16 protein-coding genes are annotated in these 17,259 nt (G+C 51.2%); 8 read left to right on the forward strand and 8 right to left on the reverse strand.

The features are described from left to right. Positions 1 to 3: 3 nt before the first annotated feature. Complete coding sequence (locus tag BSPA111_RS20495; protein WP_183272981.1) at positions 4 to 594, reverse strand: cytochrome b/b6 domain-containing protein; 591 nt, start codon at positions 592 to 594, stop codon at positions 4 to 6. A 249-nt stretch (positions 595 to 843) separates the two neighbouring features. On the opposite strand from BSPA111_RS20495, the gene BSPA111_RS20500 reads away from it, so the two are divergent. The 8 genes from BSPA111_RS20500 (at position 844) to BSPA111_RS22705 (ending at position 8,806) form a co-directional block, all read left to right on the forward strand. Then, a complete protein-coding gene (locus BSPA111_RS20500; RefSeq protein ID WP_183272982.1) occupies positions 844 to 1,188 on the forward strand; it encodes a hypothetical protein in 345 nt (114 codons plus the stop codon). A gap of 225 nt (positions 1,189 to 1,413) precedes the next feature. Then, positions 1,414 to 1,890: a WbuC family cupin fold metalloprotein gene (locus BSPA111_RS20505; protein WP_183272983.1), complete on the forward strand. Its 477-nt coding sequence runs from the start codon at positions 1,414 to 1,416 to the stop codon at positions 1,888 to 1,890. Between the two features lie 77 nt (positions 1,891 to 1,967). Next, positions 1,968 to 3,620, forward strand: coding sequence for a sensor histidine kinase (locus tag BSPA111_RS20510; RefSeq protein ID WP_183272984.1), 1,653 nt, complete (start codon positions 1,968 to 1,970; stop codon positions 3,618 to 3,620). Beyond that, complete coding sequence (locus tag BSPA111_RS20515) at positions 3,613 to 4,311, forward strand: response regulator (protein WP_183272985.1); 699 nt, start codon at positions 3,613 to 3,615, stop codon at positions 4,309 to 4,311. The genes BSPA111_RS20510 and BSPA111_RS20515 overlap by 8 nt, the downstream gene beginning before the upstream one ends. A gap of 175 nt (positions 4,312 to 4,486) precedes the next feature. Continuing rightward, positions 4,487 to 5,575: an ABC transporter substrate-binding protein gene (locus BSPA111_RS20520; RefSeq protein WP_183272986.1), complete on the forward strand. Its 1,089-nt coding sequence runs from the start codon at positions 4,487 to 4,489 to the stop codon at positions 5,573 to 5,575. Between the two features lie 91 nt (positions 5,576 to 5,666). Next, positions 5,667 to 7,436, forward strand: a complete 1,770-nt coding sequence (locus BSPA111_RS20525) for an iron ABC transporter permease (protein WP_183272987.1) — start codon at positions 5,667 to 5,669, stop codon at positions 7,434 to 7,436. Then, positions 7,429 to 8,499, forward strand: a complete 1,071-nt coding sequence (locus BSPA111_RS20530; RefSeq protein ID WP_183272988.1) for an ABC transporter ATP-binding protein — start codon at positions 7,429 to 7,431, stop codon at positions 8,497 to 8,499. Before BSPA111_RS20525 ends, BSPA111_RS20530 begins: the two co-directional genes overlap by 8 nt. 175 nt (positions 8,500 to 8,674) lie before the next feature. Beyond that, positions 8,675 to 8,806 (forward strand): hypothetical protein, encoded by a 132-nt coding sequence (locus BSPA111_RS22705; RefSeq protein ID WP_255459313.1) that lies wholly within the window; start codon positions 8,675 to 8,677, stop codon positions 8,804 to 8,806. A gap of 8 nt (positions 8,807 to 8,814) precedes the next feature. Here the strand turns inward: BSPA111_RS22705 and arnF are convergent, their stop codons facing one another. Genes arnF through arnB form a run of 7 tightly spaced genes read right to left on the reverse strand, consistent with a single transcriptional unit; the run spans position 8,815 to position 16,192 of the window. After that, complete coding sequence (gene arnF / locus BSPA111_RS20535; protein ID WP_183273065.1) at positions 8,815 to 9,198, reverse strand: 4-amino-4-deoxy-L-arabinose-phosphoundecaprenol flippase subunit ArnF; 384 nt, start codon at positions 9,196 to 9,198, stop codon at positions 8,815 to 8,817. After that, positions 9,195 to 9,518 (reverse strand): 4-amino-4-deoxy-L-arabinose-phosphoundecaprenol flippase subunit ArnE, encoded by a 324-nt coding sequence (gene arnE / locus BSPA111_RS20540; RefSeq protein ID WP_183272989.1) that lies wholly within the window; start codon positions 9,516 to 9,518, stop codon positions 9,195 to 9,197. The genes arnF and arnE overlap by 4 nt, the downstream gene beginning before the upstream one ends. Then, positions 9,515 to 11,176, reverse strand: coding sequence for a lipid IV(A) 4-amino-4-deoxy-L-arabinosyltransferase (gene arnT, locus BSPA111_RS20545; RefSeq protein ID WP_183272990.1), 1,662 nt, complete (start codon positions 11,174 to 11,176; stop codon positions 9,515 to 9,517). Before arnT ends, arnE begins: the two co-directional genes overlap by 4 nt. Before the next feature lie 4 nt (positions 11,177 to 11,180). Then, entirely contained in the window at positions 11,181 to 12,077 is an 897-nt protein-coding gene (arnD, locus tag BSPA111_RS20550; protein ID WP_183272991.1) for a 4-deoxy-4-formamido-L-arabinose-phosphoundecaprenol deformylase, read from the reverse strand. Beyond that, positions 12,074 to 14,056 carry a bifunctional UDP-4-amino-4-deoxy-L-arabinose formyltransferase/UDP-glucuronic acid oxidase ArnA gene (gene arnA / locus BSPA111_RS20555; protein WP_183272992.1) on the reverse strand — a complete coding sequence of 661 codons (1,983 nt, stop codon included), beginning with the start codon at positions 14,054 to 14,056 and terminating at the stop codon, positions 12,074 to 12,076. Before arnA ends, arnD begins: the two co-directional genes overlap by 4 nt. After that, on the reverse strand, positions 14,056 to 15,051 hold the full coding sequence (gene arnC, locus BSPA111_RS20560; RefSeq protein ID WP_183272993.1) for an undecaprenyl-phosphate 4-deoxy-4-formamido-L-arabinose transferase: 996 nt from the start codon (positions 15,049 to 15,051) through the stop codon (positions 14,056 to 14,058). Before arnC ends, arnA begins: the two co-directional genes overlap by 1 nt. Before the next feature lies 1 nt (position 15,052). Next, positions 15,053 to 16,192, reverse strand: a complete 1,140-nt coding sequence (arnB, locus tag BSPA111_RS20565) for a UDP-4-amino-4-deoxy-L-arabinose aminotransferase (RefSeq protein WP_183272994.1) — start codon at positions 16,190 to 16,192, stop codon at positions 15,053 to 15,055. Between the last annotated feature and the right edge of the window lie 1,067 nt (positions 16,193 to 17,259).

The raw sequence follows: 17,259 nt of genomic DNA on the forward strand, positions 1-17,259 counted from the left end.
ATCTCAGCGGCCACGTAGCATGGTTAACAGTGTTTTAGGCACCAGCATGACCATAATTAAATGGATAACAACGAAGCCGACCATTGCCGACATAGCAAAGAAATGAACATATCTTGCGGCATCAAAGCCACCCATTAACGTATTCAGTAACGGGAATTGAACCGATTTCCATACCACCAGGCCGGAAACCACTAATAACACACCATCACACATCACAAACAAATATGCCAGTTTCTGTACCATGTTGTATTGGCTTAGATCGGCATGAGCGAGTTTTCCGCGAAGTGCATCTTTAAAATCAGCAAAGATGCCTTGAATAGTTAACGGGAAAAACTTCCTCTTCAGGCGGCCACTGAATATATTGATCAACAGGTAAACGACGCCATTAATACCGAATAGCCACATACCCGCAAAATGCCATTGAATTGCGCCGCCTAACCATCCGCCCAACGTTAAGTTATCAGGGAACATGGCATCAAACAGCGGCGAGGCGTTATAAATGCGCCATCCACTGGTCACCATAATGAGCATTGCCAGGACATTAACCCAGTGGCATAGCCGTAACCAAACACTATGAATTGTTGCGCTTTTCATCAATAACCACACACAATTGTGTTTAATAGAATCAAGCTATAATAATTGCCAAATAAATAAATCATACCAAAATGGTACTTTTAAATTTTAAAATCCATATGCGCAACACTGCTTATTTTAATTTTCAGAAAATGCTCTTTCAGAGCTATTTATCACCAGCAGCTTACTATCTGGTTATTCATTAAATTCGTGTAACTCCTCATTTGTTCTGGAGTTAACCACAAGCGTTAAAAACCAGAGGTCGTAAGCATGAACATCACGAAAAAAGCCTGTGGACAAACCCAGTGTGCCTTAGCGTCTTCCTTCCCGCATATCGTCAAGTGTGAGCGGCTGAAGAATACACTTCTCGAAAAAGAGGAAACTGACCCTAACGGTTTTAATGCTTGCGGTGAAGCAAGCCCTAAATATGTTGCGATAACCATGTTTAATCGCGCACTCGCCCTGGCCCACACAGGCTATGCAAACGATGCCCTCACCTGCTATAGCGCGCTGGTGACGAGTTTTAGCGGCGACGAGGAAGGCACACAGGAAATTATTGCTGGTGCAAAACACAACCATAAAGTTTTAGAGAAGCTGATCGTTCGTTTCCCATAATCTCTGTCATCCCCCCGTGTCTGAGAGCATGAGTACCGCAAAAAATGCCCTCAGCTCAACCTTGTTCTGCAGCCTCTCCCCATCAGAGCTTTAATAAGTTGCTGGATAAATGAACGCTCCAATGAAAAGCGACAACGAAATTAAGCAATCTGCCGTATAAATCCCGGAAAAGCTTCCATATCAATGACATTATCCAGTGACAGTCCAACGAACCAGGCAACTCACATGAAATCAATCACCCTAAATGACATGCAAAAACAGAGCGAAGCCGCAGCAAGCTCTCCACGCCTTCGCGCGCACCAAAACTTTCACCCTGAATTAAGCGATCCCGTACAGCGACTGGCTGTCGCCATGGAACCGGGTACTTACGTTCGACCGCATCGCCACCCACTCACTTTTGAGCTGTTGTTTGCACTCCGTGGGCGCTTCCTGGTGTTGAATTTTGATGACAACGGGACGGTGACTCATCGCGTGGTGTTGGGCGAAGAATGCAAAGCGCTGGAGATGGATGCCGGAACCTGGCATACGGTTCTGTCTTTGGATCATGGAGGGGTGATTTTTGAAGTGAAGCAAGGCGGCTATCAACCCGTTGCAGAAAAAGACTATGTCTCCTGGGCACCCGCCGAGGGTGAAAAAGGAACAACTGAGATGATGAAGTGGTACGCACTGGCACAGGTTGGTGACGGAGGTTTTACTTTGTAAAACTGGCGGTGCATTCATGCAGGTGTCGCGTGTTACGCTCATTCCACGTGACTAAATGTGTGCCCACAGCAGGTTGTATGAAACGCAGATTACCTTTTCAGGTGAAACTCTTTTTATCTTTGGTGGGGTTTTCCTGCCTGCTGTTAGCCCTGTTGGGGGCGATCTTGTTTCATGTTCTTGACCGCCAGCTTCATCGAGATCTTGGCCAACGCGCACGGGTTCAGGCCACTCAGATTGCATTGATGCCAGGGCTTGCTGAGAAAGTCGCCGCCAGGGATGTGTCAGGCATTGCACATTTGATTCAACCCCTGCGCAATCAAAGTGATGCCAGTTATATCGTGATTGGCGATGTGCGTGAACAGCATCTCTATCACTCGGAATCACCGGAGCGGCTACATCTGCCGATGATTGGCGGTGATAACGCAGAGGTTTTGCAGGGGAAAACCATTATCTCCATGCGTAAAGGGGGAATCGGTGTTTCATTGCGCAGCAAAGCCCCTATTCTCGATGCCAACAATCAGGTCATTGGTATTGTTTCGGTCGGCTACCTCACCTCCTATATCGCCAATATTAATGCACGGCTGCTCTGGCAAGCCGGTTTATATGGCCTGTTGCTTTTAATACTGCTGTTTATTTTTTCGTGGATGTTTACCCGCAACGTCAAAAGGCAGATGTTTTGGCTTGAGCCAAAAGAGATCGCATTACTGGTGCTACAACAAAAAGCGCTGCTGGAAGCGATGTATGAAGGGATATTTGCGGTTAACGCCGAGAAACAGCTGATCTTAATTAACCGTGCCGCACGGGAATTACTGGATATTCGCCAGCCCGAAAATGAACTCATTGGCAAACCCATTGAGAAAATCGTGCAAACCCCGCTGACCTTTTTTGACCCAACCCGCGCGGTAGATAACCGCAGCCTCCACGATCAAATCACGGTATTGAATCAACGCGAAGTGATCGTCAACCGCGTGCCTATCGAAGTGGAACCCGGCGCTGAAAGGGGTTGGGTCTTTAGCTTTCGCGACAAAAATGACATCAACACCTTGAGCAGCCAGTTGAGCCAGGTGAAGCGCTATGCCGACAACCTGCGTATCATGCGCCATGAGCAACTGAACTGGACCGCGACACTGGCCGGTCTGCTACAAATGCAACGTTATGACGATGCGATGCGCTACATTCAGGCGCAATCCGAAGGCGCACAGGCAGTGCTGGATTTTGTCTCCACGCGCATCACTTCCCCATGTTTATGCGGTCTGTTATTGGGAAAATTCGTCAGCGCGCGAGAAAAAGGAATTGAGCTGGCGTTCGATCCAGCCTGCCAGCTCACCCGCATTCCCAGTGGTATCAGCGAAACGGCACTGATGTCAGTGATTGGCAATTTGCTGGATAACGCAGTCGACGCCACGCTAAAAGCCCACAATAGTGCAGCGCCTGTAGAGCTTTATATTTCGGACAGAAATCAGGAATTGTTGATTGAAGTCGCCGATCAGGGTGTCGGAATTGAGGATGCATTAAAACCCCATATCTTTGAGCAAGGGGTGTCGAGCAAACCTTCAGACGTGCATGAGATGGCAGGCTCGGATCATGGCATCGGCCTGTATCTGGCTGCGGGATATGTCAATCAGGCTGGCGGCAGTATCGAAGTCACAGACAATTCGCCACAAGGTACGATATTTTCTGTTTTTATTCCGTTCCCCGGGAGCGTTTCAACAGGACAACACCATGAGTAAAAGCAGCGCATTCGATGTCGTCATCGTGGAGGATGAACCCTATCTCGCCAGTTTGCATCGTGACTTTATCGAGCAAAATTTCAAACTGCGCGTGGTGGGGATTGCCGCAACGCTTGAACAGGCTCGTGCCCTACTGGAATTACATCAACCCCCGTTGGTGTTGCTCGACAACTTTTTGCCCGACGGGCAAGGCGTGGAGTTAATTGATAGCCCCTTGCTGAAAAGCTTCGATTGCTCCGTGATTTTCATTACAGCCGCAAGCGACATGCAAACCTGCAGCCAGGCCATGCGCAGCGGCGCGTTTGACTACATCATAAAGCCCGTCTCTTTTCACCGCCTGCGCAGTTCGCTTGAACGGTTTATGCAACTGGTAGAAACAAAGCGCCATGTGAAAGTTGTGGATCAAACAGCGTTGGACCGGCTTTTTAATCTCCCTGCTATTAATATCCCGTCAGCCTCGTCAACCAAAGGGATTGAACCCAATACGCTTGAGCGAGTACAGGCTGTTTTTACCTGTAAGCCTGATATCTCCTGGTCCGTAGAGCAGGTCGTGCAAGAGGTGGGGATCAGCAAAACGACCGGTCGCCGCTATCTGGAGTATTGCGTCGAAATGGGGTTAATCGTGGTGGAGATGCAGTATGGAAATATCGGCCATCCGCGACGGCTTTACCGCAAAAAAATCGGGGCGTAAAAGCCCCTTTTGGGGTCCGATTGAAAACACTTTCCGTGGTGTTAATGGTGTTAATTGCCTGGAAAAAGCCCCGAATCACAATTCAGAAAGATATAAAAATCCCCCCATTGCCTGAAAGATGGCTTGCGTTATGTTTACCTTTAGTTTCTCAAATGTAACTAGAAGGTTAAAAATAATGTCGAATAAATTACGCATCTCTCTGATTACTGCCGCTGTCCTTATGTCTTCATCTGCAATGTCTGCTCTACCGCAAGGCTACCCGGCCGACTATCAAAAAGTCGTCGATGCTGCGACCAAAGAAGGGAAAGTGGTTATCTATTCCACGACCGACACAAAAGCCGCAGGCCCGCTTATTCAAGGGTTTGAAGCGGCTTATCCGGGAATAAAAGTTGAATATAACGACATGAACAGTACCGAACTGTACAACCGTTATATCAGCGAACAAGCCGCGGGTGGCAACAGTGGCGACGTGGTCTGGAGCTCTTCAATGGACACCGCGCTGAAACTGGCGGTGGACTATGCGCAAGAATATAAATCCCCTGAACAGAGCCAGTTGCCAAAATGGGCAATGTGGAAGGATAAGGCCTACGGTACAACCTACGAACCGGTGGTGTTTATCTATAACAAACGTTTGATTCCGGCAGGCGAAGTGCCTGATTCCCATAGCGCACTGGCGAAGCTGATTGCCAGCCAGACCGACAAGTTCAGCAAAAAAGTTACCACCTACGATATCGAGAAATCGGGCCTGGGCTTTATGCTTTCCGTTCAGGACTCCAAAGCCGATCCTAACTATTTCAAAACGCTGGCTGACGTCGCCAAAGGTGGGTTAGCGGTGCAGTCATCTACCGGCACCATGATGGAACGCGTGTCATCCGGCGAAAACCTGATTGGCTTTAACATTCTTGGCTCATACGCAGAAGCCCGCGCGAAAACCGATCCTTCGCTCGGCATCTCTTATCCAAAGGATTACACCCTGGTGTTGTCACGCGTTTCTTTCATCAGTCAGCAAGCGCAAAACGGCAACGCTGCGAAACTGTGGCTGGACTATGTGCTGTCTGATAAAGGGCAGAGTATTCTGGCAAATCAGGCTGATATCCCGTCCATCCGCAACGATATCGAAGGCAAAAACGATATTGATGGCATGACCAAAATGTTAGGCAGTGCGCTCAAACCTATCCCGGTCGATGAAAGCCTGCTTGAGTATCTGCAACCTAAAAAGCGTCTCGATTACATCAAGCAGTGGCGTGAAGCTGCTCAGAAATAATTTACCCGTCATCCTTCAAGCTGCGAGTGCGTTGACCGCACTCGCTCACCCGAACCACTTACCTGTGGATTCCTAACCGAAGGGAAGTTGTATGAGTCCATTACTCAGAAAGTGGCAGAGCCTGCCGCGCGGTGTTGTGGTGTTGATAACCGCGCTCGTTATCTACATTCCACTCTCGTTCATCGTTATCCAAAGTTTTCTTTCCGCGCCATTCTTTGCGCCGTCAAAAGAGTGGAGCCTCGAATCCTTCGGGTTTATTTTTACCGATCCTGATTTCTACAAAGCGCTGAAAAGTGGTTTTATTCTGGCATTCGGACTGGTGATTATTGCCATTCCGCTTGGCGGGATTCTGGCGTTTCTGATGGTGCGCACCGATTTACCCGGCCGACGTCTGATTGAGCCGCTGATCCTGGTGCCCATTTTTGTCTCACCGATGGTTCTGGGGTTTGGCTACGTGGTCGCCGCAGGTCCAGTAGGCTTCTTCTCGCTGTGGGCGCAGTCGGTTCTCGGTTTCGTGCCGTGGAACATCTACGACATGTCGAGCATCGTGGTTATCGCGGGCCTGACACACGTTCCGCACGCCTATCTATACATCTCTTCTGCGCTGCGTAGCGTGGGTTCCGATGTTGAAGAAGCGGCGCGTATCGCCGGGGCATCGCCGTTACAGGTAATGACGGCAGTCAGTTTGCCCATGGTGCGCCCGTCGATTCTCTATGCTTCGGTTTTGCTGTTCTTCCTCGGTCTGGAAGTGTTCGGGCTGATGCTGGTGCTCGGTGATCCTGAAGGCAACATGGTGCTGGCGACTTATTTGTATCAGTTGACCAATAAGCTCGGCACGCCGTCGTATCACTTGATGGCCGCGGTTGCTGTGGTGCTGATTTGCATCACTATTCCGCTTGTGATGTTACAACGCCGCCTGATGCGCACCGCCAACCGCTTCGTCACAGTCAAAGGTAAAGCGTCGCAGGCGCGTGCATTGCCGCTGGGGAAATGGCGCTGGGTGGCGGGTGCGGTGGTCGCATTCTGGCTGACGGTGACCATTGGCGTTCCATTAATTGGTGTCGTGCTGCGTGCTTTTATCTCCAACTGGGGCGTTGGGGTTTCCCTTTGGGATGAGCTGTCGCTCAATACGTTCCGCAATATCTGGGAACAACCTAATCTGCTGCGCGCCATCATCAACTCCATGGCGATTGGAGTTATCGGCGGCGCACTCGCCGTGGCCTGTTACCTGTTTATCGGTATCGCCATGCATCGCAAACCTGACAACGTTACGCGTTTTCTGGATTACAGCGTGCTCGTGCCTCGTGCGGTTCCAGGTCTGTTGGCCGGCCTGGCATTCTTGTGGGTGTTCCTGTTCCTGCCAATGTGGCTCGATAGCGCGCTTAAATCTGGCTGGCTTTCCGGAATGCCGTGGTCGCAATGGCTGCGGGATAATCTGGTGGTCTGGTTACGGTCATTACGCAGCACTATTTTCAGCGTCTGGCTGGCGTACACCGTGGTGTGGATGGCATACGGCTTACGACTCATCTCCTCAACGCTACTGCAAGTTGGGCCGGAGCTTGAAGAAGCCGCGCGCAGCACCGGGGCCACTCGCGGGCAAATCACTCGCCACGTCACCATCCCGTTATCGCGCTACGGCCTGATTGGTTCATGGCTGCTGATGTTCCTGATTTTCGAACGTGAATATTCAACGGGTGTGTACTTGCTTTCACCGGGAACCGAAACCATCGGCTCGATGCTGGTGTCCCTGTGGGCCGCAGGTGCCATTGATATTGTCGCAGCGCTCTCGTTTATTAACATCCTGCTGGTGGTGGTAGGTCTGGGTATTGCCCTTCGCTTCGGAGTCAAATTACATGATTGAATTATCGGTCGACAATCTTCATTTAACCTACGGCGACAACCCGGTGCTAAAAGGCGTTTCGATGAATTTGAAACGCGGCGAAGTGGTGTCGTTGCTCGGGCCTTCCGGTAGCGGAAAAACCACGTTGCTGCGGGCCGTCGCAGGCCTTGAAAAGCCGACGCAGGGTGCCATTACCATTGGCAACAACAAAGTGTATGACGGCACACCGCGCAGTGAAATTCCTGCCGAGGAACGTAATCTCGGGCTGGTGTTTCAGTCCTACGCGTTATGGCCGCACAAAACCGTGTTTGAGAATGTCGCCTACCCGCTGAAACTACGCAAAGTGCCGACCGCTGAAATCGCCCAGCGAGTGCAGGCGGTGCTGGATCAACTTGGCCTCGGGCATCTTGGCAAGCGCCATCCGTATCAGCTTTCGGGTGGGCAGCAACAGCGCGTGGCGATTGGCCGGGCACTGGTTTACAACCCACCGGTTATCCTGCTTGATGAACCGCTGTCGAATCTCGATGCTAAGTTACGCGAGGAAGCCCGTGTCTTCCTGCGCGAACTGATTATTAAACTCGGTTTATCGGCGCTGATGGTGACGCACGACCAGAACGAAGCAATGGCGATTTCTGACCGCATTCTGCTGCTTAACAACGGCAAAATAGAACAACAAGGTACGCCGCAGGAAATGTACGGCTCACCAAAAACCCTGTTTACCGCCGAGTTCATGGGGAGCAACAACCGCTTGCACGGCAAAGTGACGGAGGTTCGCGATGGCTTTGCCCGCATTGAAGGAAAGGGTTGGAGTCTTTGGGGACAGGCAGGAGCAGGCGTACAGGTCAGCCAGGAAGGCACCGCCGTTATCCGCGTTGAGCGTGTGGAACTGGTGGACGGCCCGGGAGAAAATCAACTTGAATTGCCACTATTGACCAGCATGTATCTCGGCGACCGCTGGGAATATCTGTTCCGTACTTCAGGCGACGATTTTGTTATCCGGGCTTACGGCCGCGAGGTTCGTGACCCGCAACATTGCCATCTGGCGTTACCAAAGCAACATGTCTGGATTTTCCCAAAAGCCTGAAAACCCAAAGCCTGAAAATAAGAGGCAACCGCTAAAAGCGGTTGCCTCGCAGGCTTCAACCATGACATTCACCCCACTTATTAAAATCTATAGATTCATTTTACAAAACATGACGTAACATCCTGCAAAGAGTTTGTTATAACGTTATGCACTGCCTAATAGAATGAAAAAATGTATGTTTTACTGGTTCTTAGCTAGCCTGATTGTTTTAATGTCTGGTGTCTGGGGTTTACTGCTATTCAATGTTTTTGATATCACTCTGCATCTGGCTTACTTACTCGATACTCTCGAAGAGGCTATGCAGTAGCGGCAAATTTAACGTTTTTTGTCAGGAATGCTGATCAATAACAAACCAAGAAAAATGACGCCGACCCCAACCAATTTCCCCATACTAAAACCTTCATGCAACCACGGCAGCCAGATCGCGGCAGCCCACACCAGCACGTAGCTTAAACTGAGCAACGGATAGGCTTTACTCAACGCCACTCGGCGCAACGCCAGAAACCAGCAGCCCATCGAACAAACATATGCAAACAGGCCAACCAACAGCGCCACAGCACCAGGGCTGAGGGCTAAAAATGCCGTTAGCAGTTCATGGGGTCGGTTAACCAGAGGCAACGTCATCATCGCCCATTTCATAATGAGCTGAGCGCAACTGACTAACAGCACGCTCATCAATGCCCAGAAGTATCCCATCAGGCAGCCCCTCCGAGGATGGAGATCCCGGCAATAATCAGCACCACGCCCAACCCATGCCGCAGGGAAATGGGCTCATGCCAGATAAAACGGGCAGCAAGCGTAATAAAGATAAAATTAAGGCTAAGCATCGGATAAGCAACGCTGACCGGTACACGCTGTAAAACCAGCAACCACAGCAGCATGGCGCAGCCGAGCAGCACAACACTGAACGCCAGCCAGCCCAATAAATGCCGCCTGCCTCGTTTCCAGGTGGCCTGCTTCTGGCAAAGCTGGCCGCCGCAACTCAGCAGGCTGGCCAGCATAATCAACAGATAACTCATGGTGTTTTTTCGTAGAAGAAGAGCACGAAGCGCCCTTTACGATAAAGTTGATCGGGCTCAGGTACAGAGTGGTCTTCCGGCAGTTTATCTTTCGACAGTAGCATCACCAGCGAGACATTCCCCTCTTTACGATGAACCGACAGCCAACGGGCGAAATCCTCACGGGAAACCAGGTTGTCCTTTGCATCATCAAAATTAGTCAGGCCATAATTCAGCTCACCGGGTTTGGCGTACATCGTGATATCACTACGCTTTAATTCCCAGGCAATACCTGCGCCCACGCCTACGCTATCGGCAAGAATGTAGCGGCTGCTTTCGAGTTCCGGACGTACCACGTCGATAAAGACCTGCGGATGTTTGGAATCGATAACTTTGTCAGGGATAACGCCGCCCACTAACAACGCCAGGCCAAGTGGACATAACGCCGCCCACTGCCAGAGCCTGTTGTTATTACGCAACGTGAGGTAGCCCACCAGCGCCCACACCAGAAACGCAACGCTCGCCTGAATCACCTTCAGCACTTCATGATTGGCATAAACCGGATGCTTTGCCACGCCCCACGGTGCCAGCCCTATCAGCACCACCAACGTGCAGACTCCGCCAAAAATCATGTTAATCCAGCTATTGATTTTCAACGTCCGCGACTGGGCCAGCAACTGCGTGGCATGGCGTGCCAGCAGAATAGCCAGAGGAGCAAAACACGGCAGAATGTAGGTCGGCAGCTTTCCTTTCGCGATGCTAAAGAACAGCAACGGCATGACTACCCAACCCAGCAGATAAAGCGAGCCGCTTTCAATTTTGCGCTCCTGCCAGCCGCGTTTTAATGCGCCAGGCAGCAGCGCCAGCCATGGCAAACACCCGGCAATCAGGAACGGTATGTAGTACCAGAATGGCGCTTTATGCTGAGCATCTTTTTCTGCGAAACGCTGAATATGCTCAACCCAGAAGAAGTAGTGCCAGAAATCAGGTTCCGCTTTAGCGATAGCCAGCGCCCACGGCAACGTAATCAGCGTGGCGCTGATAACCGCCAGCGGCCCAAACAGCAGAACCTCTTTCCAGCGTTTCTGAGCAATTACCCACGGCAATACGCCCAGCACAGGCACAGCCAGCGCAAGGAAACCTTTGGTCATGACGCCCATTCCGCAGGCAAGTCCCAGCAGAATATAGCCGCCCGCCTTTCCCGCTGTCGTTTGCGCATTCGCCCCAAGCCAAAAACTGCACATTGCGGCCACCAGCCACAGCGTGATCATCGGGTCGAGCACGGCGTAAGAGCCCACACCATAAACCAGCAGACAGGTCAGGAAAATCACACCCGACATGACGGCGACGGTTTTATCGCGCCACAAACGAAACGCCAACCACGACACCATCAGCGCGCTTAACGTAATAGAAAAGACCGAACCAAACCGCACCGCGAAGTTGTTATGGCCAAAAATTAACTGACTGATGTTGTTTATCCAGTAGCCCGCCACCGGCTTTTCGAAATAACGCACATCCAGAAAGTGCGGCACTATCCAGTTTCCTGCCGCCAGCATCTCGCGGCTGATTTCCGCATAGCGGGTTTCATCCGGCTGCCACAGGGCGCGAAACTCGAGGGGGAGCAGGTAAAGCAGAGCAAAACCTAATAACAGAACCACCGAATATTTGACTAATTTCATCCGTTTAACTCTTAATGTTCTGTTGGCAACCTAACCACCCTTCACGGCCAGGGATCACATCGCGCACCACTTTACCTAGCGGTAAAGTGGATAAATCTTCCGGTAACAATTCGCTTAACGGGCAGAACTGAATACCTTCCTGCGCGGCCAGGGTCAGCAATTGACTAAAGTCCCGGCGCATGACAATCCCCTCCACTTCGGCGTGAATGGTGTACACCGGGGTTCCCGTATCTTGCTTGATGCGATCCAGGATAAAACGGTTGTAACCTTCACGGCTGACGTCTGGGCCAATCACTTCATCCCAGGTGGGAAGCGTCACCGGTATTTGCACCGTCCCGATACTGCCGTCGGGTAATAACGGACGAAACGGCGCGGTACCCCGGCAATCGCTATTGTAGGTAAAACCAAACGACTCCTTCGCCCGCACCACACGCTGATCAGCACGCCATCCGGCAACGGCTGAGCACGTCACCGGTTGTTCGATGATCGCGCTTAACGTATCAAGCCCGAGGCGGATTTGTTTTTCCAGATGCGCGTTATCCCAGACACCCGCCCAGGTTTGCCAGGCAAAATGGTCCCAGGCGTGCAAGCCCACTTCGTGGTGATCCGCCGCGGCTGAAATGATCTCCGCGTTTCCCTCACCGATTTTACGGCCCGGCCATGCGGTGCCGGCCAGTAAAATATCCCAACCGTAGAGCGATGCTGCTTTTGAGCGCAGCATCTTCCACAGAAACTGTGGCTTCACCAGCCGCCACAAATGTCGGCCCATATTATCCGGGCCAACACTGAAGAAAAATGTGGCCTGAATACTGTGCAAACTTAAGATCTCAAGAAGATGCGGAACCCCTTGCTGGGTGCCCCGCCATGTATCTACATCAATGCGCAGGCCAACTTTTCTCATGCCTGAGGTTCCGTCAGTTCAACTGTTTTCAGGAAGAAATCCAGCGTTTCGTCGATGGTTTTTTCCATCTCGACCCCAGGAGTCCAGTTTAGCAAGCGCTGGGCATTACGAATGCTCGGTTTACGGTGTTCCACGTCCTGATAACCTTTGCCGTAATAGGTGCTGCTTTCCACTTCGCGGAAGCCAGCAAACGGCGGGAAGTGGCTGCGCAATGGGTGTTTTTCAAAGCTTGCCAACAGCATTTCAGCCAGTTCTTTAATGCTCGCTTCGTTATCCGGGTTGCCGATATTGATGATTTGCCCGTCGCAGTTGCTGTTTTTGTTTTCAATGATGCGGAACAGCGCTTCGATACCGTCGCTGATATCCGTGAAGCAACGTTTTTGGCGGCCACCGTCAATCAGCTTAATCGGTGATCCTTCTACCAGGTTGAGAATCAACTGTGTAATAGCGCGCGAGCTGCCGATACGCGCCGCATTCAGGTTATCCAGGCGTGGCCCCATCCAGTTAAACGGACGGAACAGCGTAAAGCGTAACCCCTCTTTCTCGCCGTATGCCCAAATCACGCGGTCAAGAAGCTGCTTGGAAACCGAGTAAATCCAGCGTTGTTTGTTGATAGGCCCGACAATCAGGTTCGAGTTATCTTCATCGAAAACTTTGTCGGTGCACATGCCGTACACTTCGGAAGTAGACGGGAAGATAATGCGTTTTTGATACTTCACGCAGTCACGAATAATCTTCAGGTTTTCCTCGAAATCCAGCTCAAACACGCGTAGCGGATTGCGGGTATATTCAATTGGCGTGGCAATCGCCACCAGCGGCAGAACCACGTCGCATTTCTTGATGTGATATTCAATCCACTCGGAGTGAATGCTGATGTCCCCTTCCACAAAGTGGAATCGCGCATTGCCAATGAAACGGCTGATTGCATCAGAGCTAATATCCAGGCCGAAAACTTCAAAGTTATCGTCCTGCAACAGACGCTCAGTCAGGTGGTTACCGATAAACCCGTTCACGCCGAGGATTAACACCCGGGTGCGGCGTTTTATGACAGAGGCCGGTTGGCTGCTGAGCAATGCGCCCGCCACCAGACCGAGGCTTTGTGCCAGTTGTGAACCCTGCATGTAAACGCCATTTTCGGTTTGCCCGGTCAGGATTTCCAGCGCACCGCCGCCGGTGGCAATCACTAACGGACTCGCAGACAGCACGGTTCCCGCTTTCGCTGCCTGCAAACCTTCCAGCACGCGCGCTTTCCAGACGATGAATTTGCTGCCACCGACGTAGCTAAAGGCACCAGGCCACGGGTCAGTAACCGCGCGTACCAGGTTATTAATTTCACTGGCGGTTGATTGCCAGCTGATGCAGCCATCCTGCGGTGTCCTGCGGCCAACCACGGTAGCTTTCGTGTGGTCTTGTTCGAACTGGGGGAAATGCCCGGTTTTGATAACGGGCAGGATGTCTTCCAGTAAGTCAGACGCCGCCTTAGTCAGTTTATGGTGCAGCGTTAATGCCGTGTCTTCCGGGGTAATCTTCACCCGGTTTTGTGCCACGATCGCACCTGCATCGGCACGTTTAACCATGCGGTGCAGAGTGACGCCGGTTTCAGTTTCGCCATTCACCAGTACCCAATTCAGCGGAGCACGACCACGATATGCAGGCAAAGCCGAACCGTGCAAATTAAATGCGCCAACGGATGCGCTATTTAAAATTTCATCGCACAGCAAGTTGCGGTAGTAGAAAGAGAAAATCACATCAGGCTGAGCCGACTGAATGCGGTCAACCCACAGCGGATGATTCACGTCATCCGGGGCATACACCGGAATGCCGTGTTCCGCAGCCGTTCGCGCCACTGAGCCAAAGAAATGGTTTTCAGCAGGTGAATCAGGATGGGTATAAATCGCGGCAATGTCATAACCGGCGGCGACCAGTGCGTTAACGCCCGCGCACCCCATGTCGTGATAAGCAAAAACGACAGCTTTCATTAATGATTTTCCTCTGAAGAAGTTGAAACGGGATCGCGGCTAACATCATGGCTAACGACGCGTTGAATAAAGTAACGAGGGCGGGCGCGGACATCGGTGTAAATACGGCCAATGTATTCACCGAGCAGCCCCATGCCGACAAACTGCGCACCGATAAACATAAACAGGACGGCAAAGAGCATGAACACCCCTTCCGCCGCCCATTGCGGCCCGAAAGCAAGGCGTAAAACCACCAGCAGTACCGAAAGCGCAAATCCCATTACCGCGATGATGCTGCCGAATACGCTGAGCATGCGCAGCGGCGTGGTCGTCAGGCAGGTGACCAGGTCGTACATCAGATTGATCAGGCGCATAAAGCTGTATTTCGAATCACCAAACTCGCGTTCGGCGTGATGTACTGGGATCTCAGTGGCTTTACGGGCAAACGTGTTGGCAAGGATCGGGATAAACGTGCTGCGTTCGTGGCAGTTGAGCATCGCGTCGATAATATGGCGGCGATAGGCGCGCAACATGCAGCCGTAGTCGCCCATCGCTTTACCGGTGGTGCTCTGGATCAGGCGGTTAATCAGGCGTGATGCGCGTTTACGGAACCAGGTATCCTGACGGTTCTGACGCACGGTGCCGACCACGTCGTAGCCCTCATCGGCTTTTGCCACCAGGCGTGGGATTTCTTCTGGCGGGTTTTGCAAATCCGCATCGAGCGTGACGATTAAATCTCCGGTGACGTGGCTAAAGCCCGCCATAATCGCGTTGTGTTGCCCATAATTTCGGTTGAGCAAGACGGCAACAATATGGCTGCCCGGCGCTTCGGCCGCATCGCTTAACATGTCCGCAGAATTGTCACTGCTGCCATCATCTACCAGCAGAATTTCATAATCTTTTCCCAGGGTTTCGCAGGCAGCCGTTGTCCGTCTGATCAGTTCGGGCAAACTTTCCTGCTCGTTATAAACCGGGATCACCACAGACACTTTGTGAATGGCTTCGGGTTTGGTCATATTATTTTCCTGCCACTTCGCGTAAGGCTGTAATCACGCGAGTGACATCGTCATCCGTCATCGTTGGGAATAAAGGAATGGAACAAATACGTTCACTGTTCCATTCGGTTTCAGGTAAAGAGAGTGCCGGGTAGCGTTCGCGATAATATTTCTGGGTGTGGGCGGCGCGGAAGTGCAAACCGGTGCCAATCCCTTTTGCTTTCAAAGCATCCATAAGATCATTACGGGAAATACCGCAGCGAGCTTCATCAACACGAATAATAAAAAGATGCCAGGCGTGTTTATGCGCCCAGTTTGGGTGGATAAGGGGTAAATAAGGCGTGTTCACCAGTTCAGCCAGATAACGCTCGGCTATTTCGGTGCGGCGTGCATTATTTTGTTCCAGTTTTTTTAACTGCACCAACGCGATGGCCGCGTTAATATCGGCAAGATTGTATTTATAACCTGGGCTAATCACCTCAGCCTGAGGCGCACGTCCGAGCGTTTGCCTGTCAAAGGCGTCAACGCCTAAACCATGAAACTTCAGGCTCCGCATCTTGTTTGCGAACGATTCATCGTCAGTGACAATCAATCCACCTTCGGCACAGGTCATGTTTTTAATGGCGTGGAACGAGAATATTGCCGTCCCACGGTCACCCACATGTTTGCCTTTGTACCAGGTTCCAGCAGCATGTGCCGCGTCTTCAATCACTGGAATACCGTGGCGCTCACCTACCGCGCGGATAGCGTCAATGTCCACTGGCGCACCGGCATAATGGACCGGAATAATTGCGCGAGTACGCGGGGTTATCGCGGCCTCAATACTTTCTGCGGTCACCATCAGCGTGTCGCGGTCAACGTCGATCATCACCGGCTCAGCGCCCAGCAGCACAATCATATTCAGGGTCGAAACCCAGGTCAGCGAAGGTGTTATCACCTCATCACCCGCCTGTATTCCCAACGCCATCAAAGCGACGTGCATCCCCGCCGTGGCGGAACTGACGGCTATCGCGTGTTTATTCCCGGTCAGTTCGCAAAATGCTTGTTCAAGCAGCTGATTCTTTGGCCCTGTGGTTATCCAGCCTGATTGCAAAACTTCACTAACAGCGGACAGCTCTTCTGGCCCCATAGCGGGACGCGAGAACGGTAGAAATTCACTCATTGGATAATCCCATCATTGGCAAGCACAGCATAAACGTTGTCCACATCGTGATTCGCCCATTAAGAAAACGCATGAAGGCATTCATCATGTAATAAATAATATAAATAAAAGTACAACATGACTGATTCAACAAGCTGCTATCTAAACCGCAGCTAAATTAAAAACAACCTAACAAAGTTTTCTTAGCTCAATATTAAGAATGGGGAGGTTGGGATAAATAAATTTGCCTGATTTAAATAAGTGACAGATGTCTCAAATTTGTCACTTATTCACATAACTGCAAGAATCCTTTCATCTTTCAGTCATCTGTGGGAAATGAGGAGGGGTTAACTGTTTTAAGTGAATAAATTAAGGTTAAATTAAGGTTGGTGGGAATAACTAAAATTTCTGTTATTTCCCTCCGATTGTGAATTACCGATTGCTCGGTTAAAAAGCGGGCAGCATTGGAAACACAGCAATAAAGTAAGTGTCGAGTTTTGAGGGGCAATCTGAGCAATCGCCTTTTTTCTCTTAGTCACATATTTGAGATGAGAGTGAGGGGTTTATATTGGAATTTGTGAAGGTTCCGTTCACTCGAAGTCTTCCGTTTTATGTGGCCACCGAACCGGTGAACGTATCAAGGGTGCCGCCGCGGCACCCTTGATAATCCCGGCTCCCGGCTCTAAATCGCCGCTGCGCGGGGACCTCCATTTTTCCTTCACCGTCCTGGGTCGGTTGTGATTCGCTCCCGGCGATCACAACCTCACGTCGTTCCCGACGACGTGACCCGTCCGTTAAAGTAAAAATGAAGGCGATTTATGCCGGACTCAAAGGTCAACATCAAAACACACAGTCAAAAGCCCAACCGGTGTTGACTTTGTTCCCGGTATAAATTGCTCCAGCGTTGCCCAAAAGTCAGGGTGGCGTGGTCGGGAACCACGCCAGTGAGCGATCGTCGGACAAAAATGTTAGGAACATTTTTGAGCAACGTTTACGTTGGCCACGAAGTGGTTCGTCACAGGGATGTGACGAATAACCGAATCGCGAACGACCCTGAACGTTGGGGATAAGCTGGGGTTTACCGCGTA

It is taken from the genome of Buttiauxella sp. A111 (assembly GCF_014189855.1).
Lineage (GTDB): Bacteria > Pseudomonadota > Gammaproteobacteria > Enterobacterales > Enterobacteriaceae > Buttiauxella > Buttiauxella selenatireducens.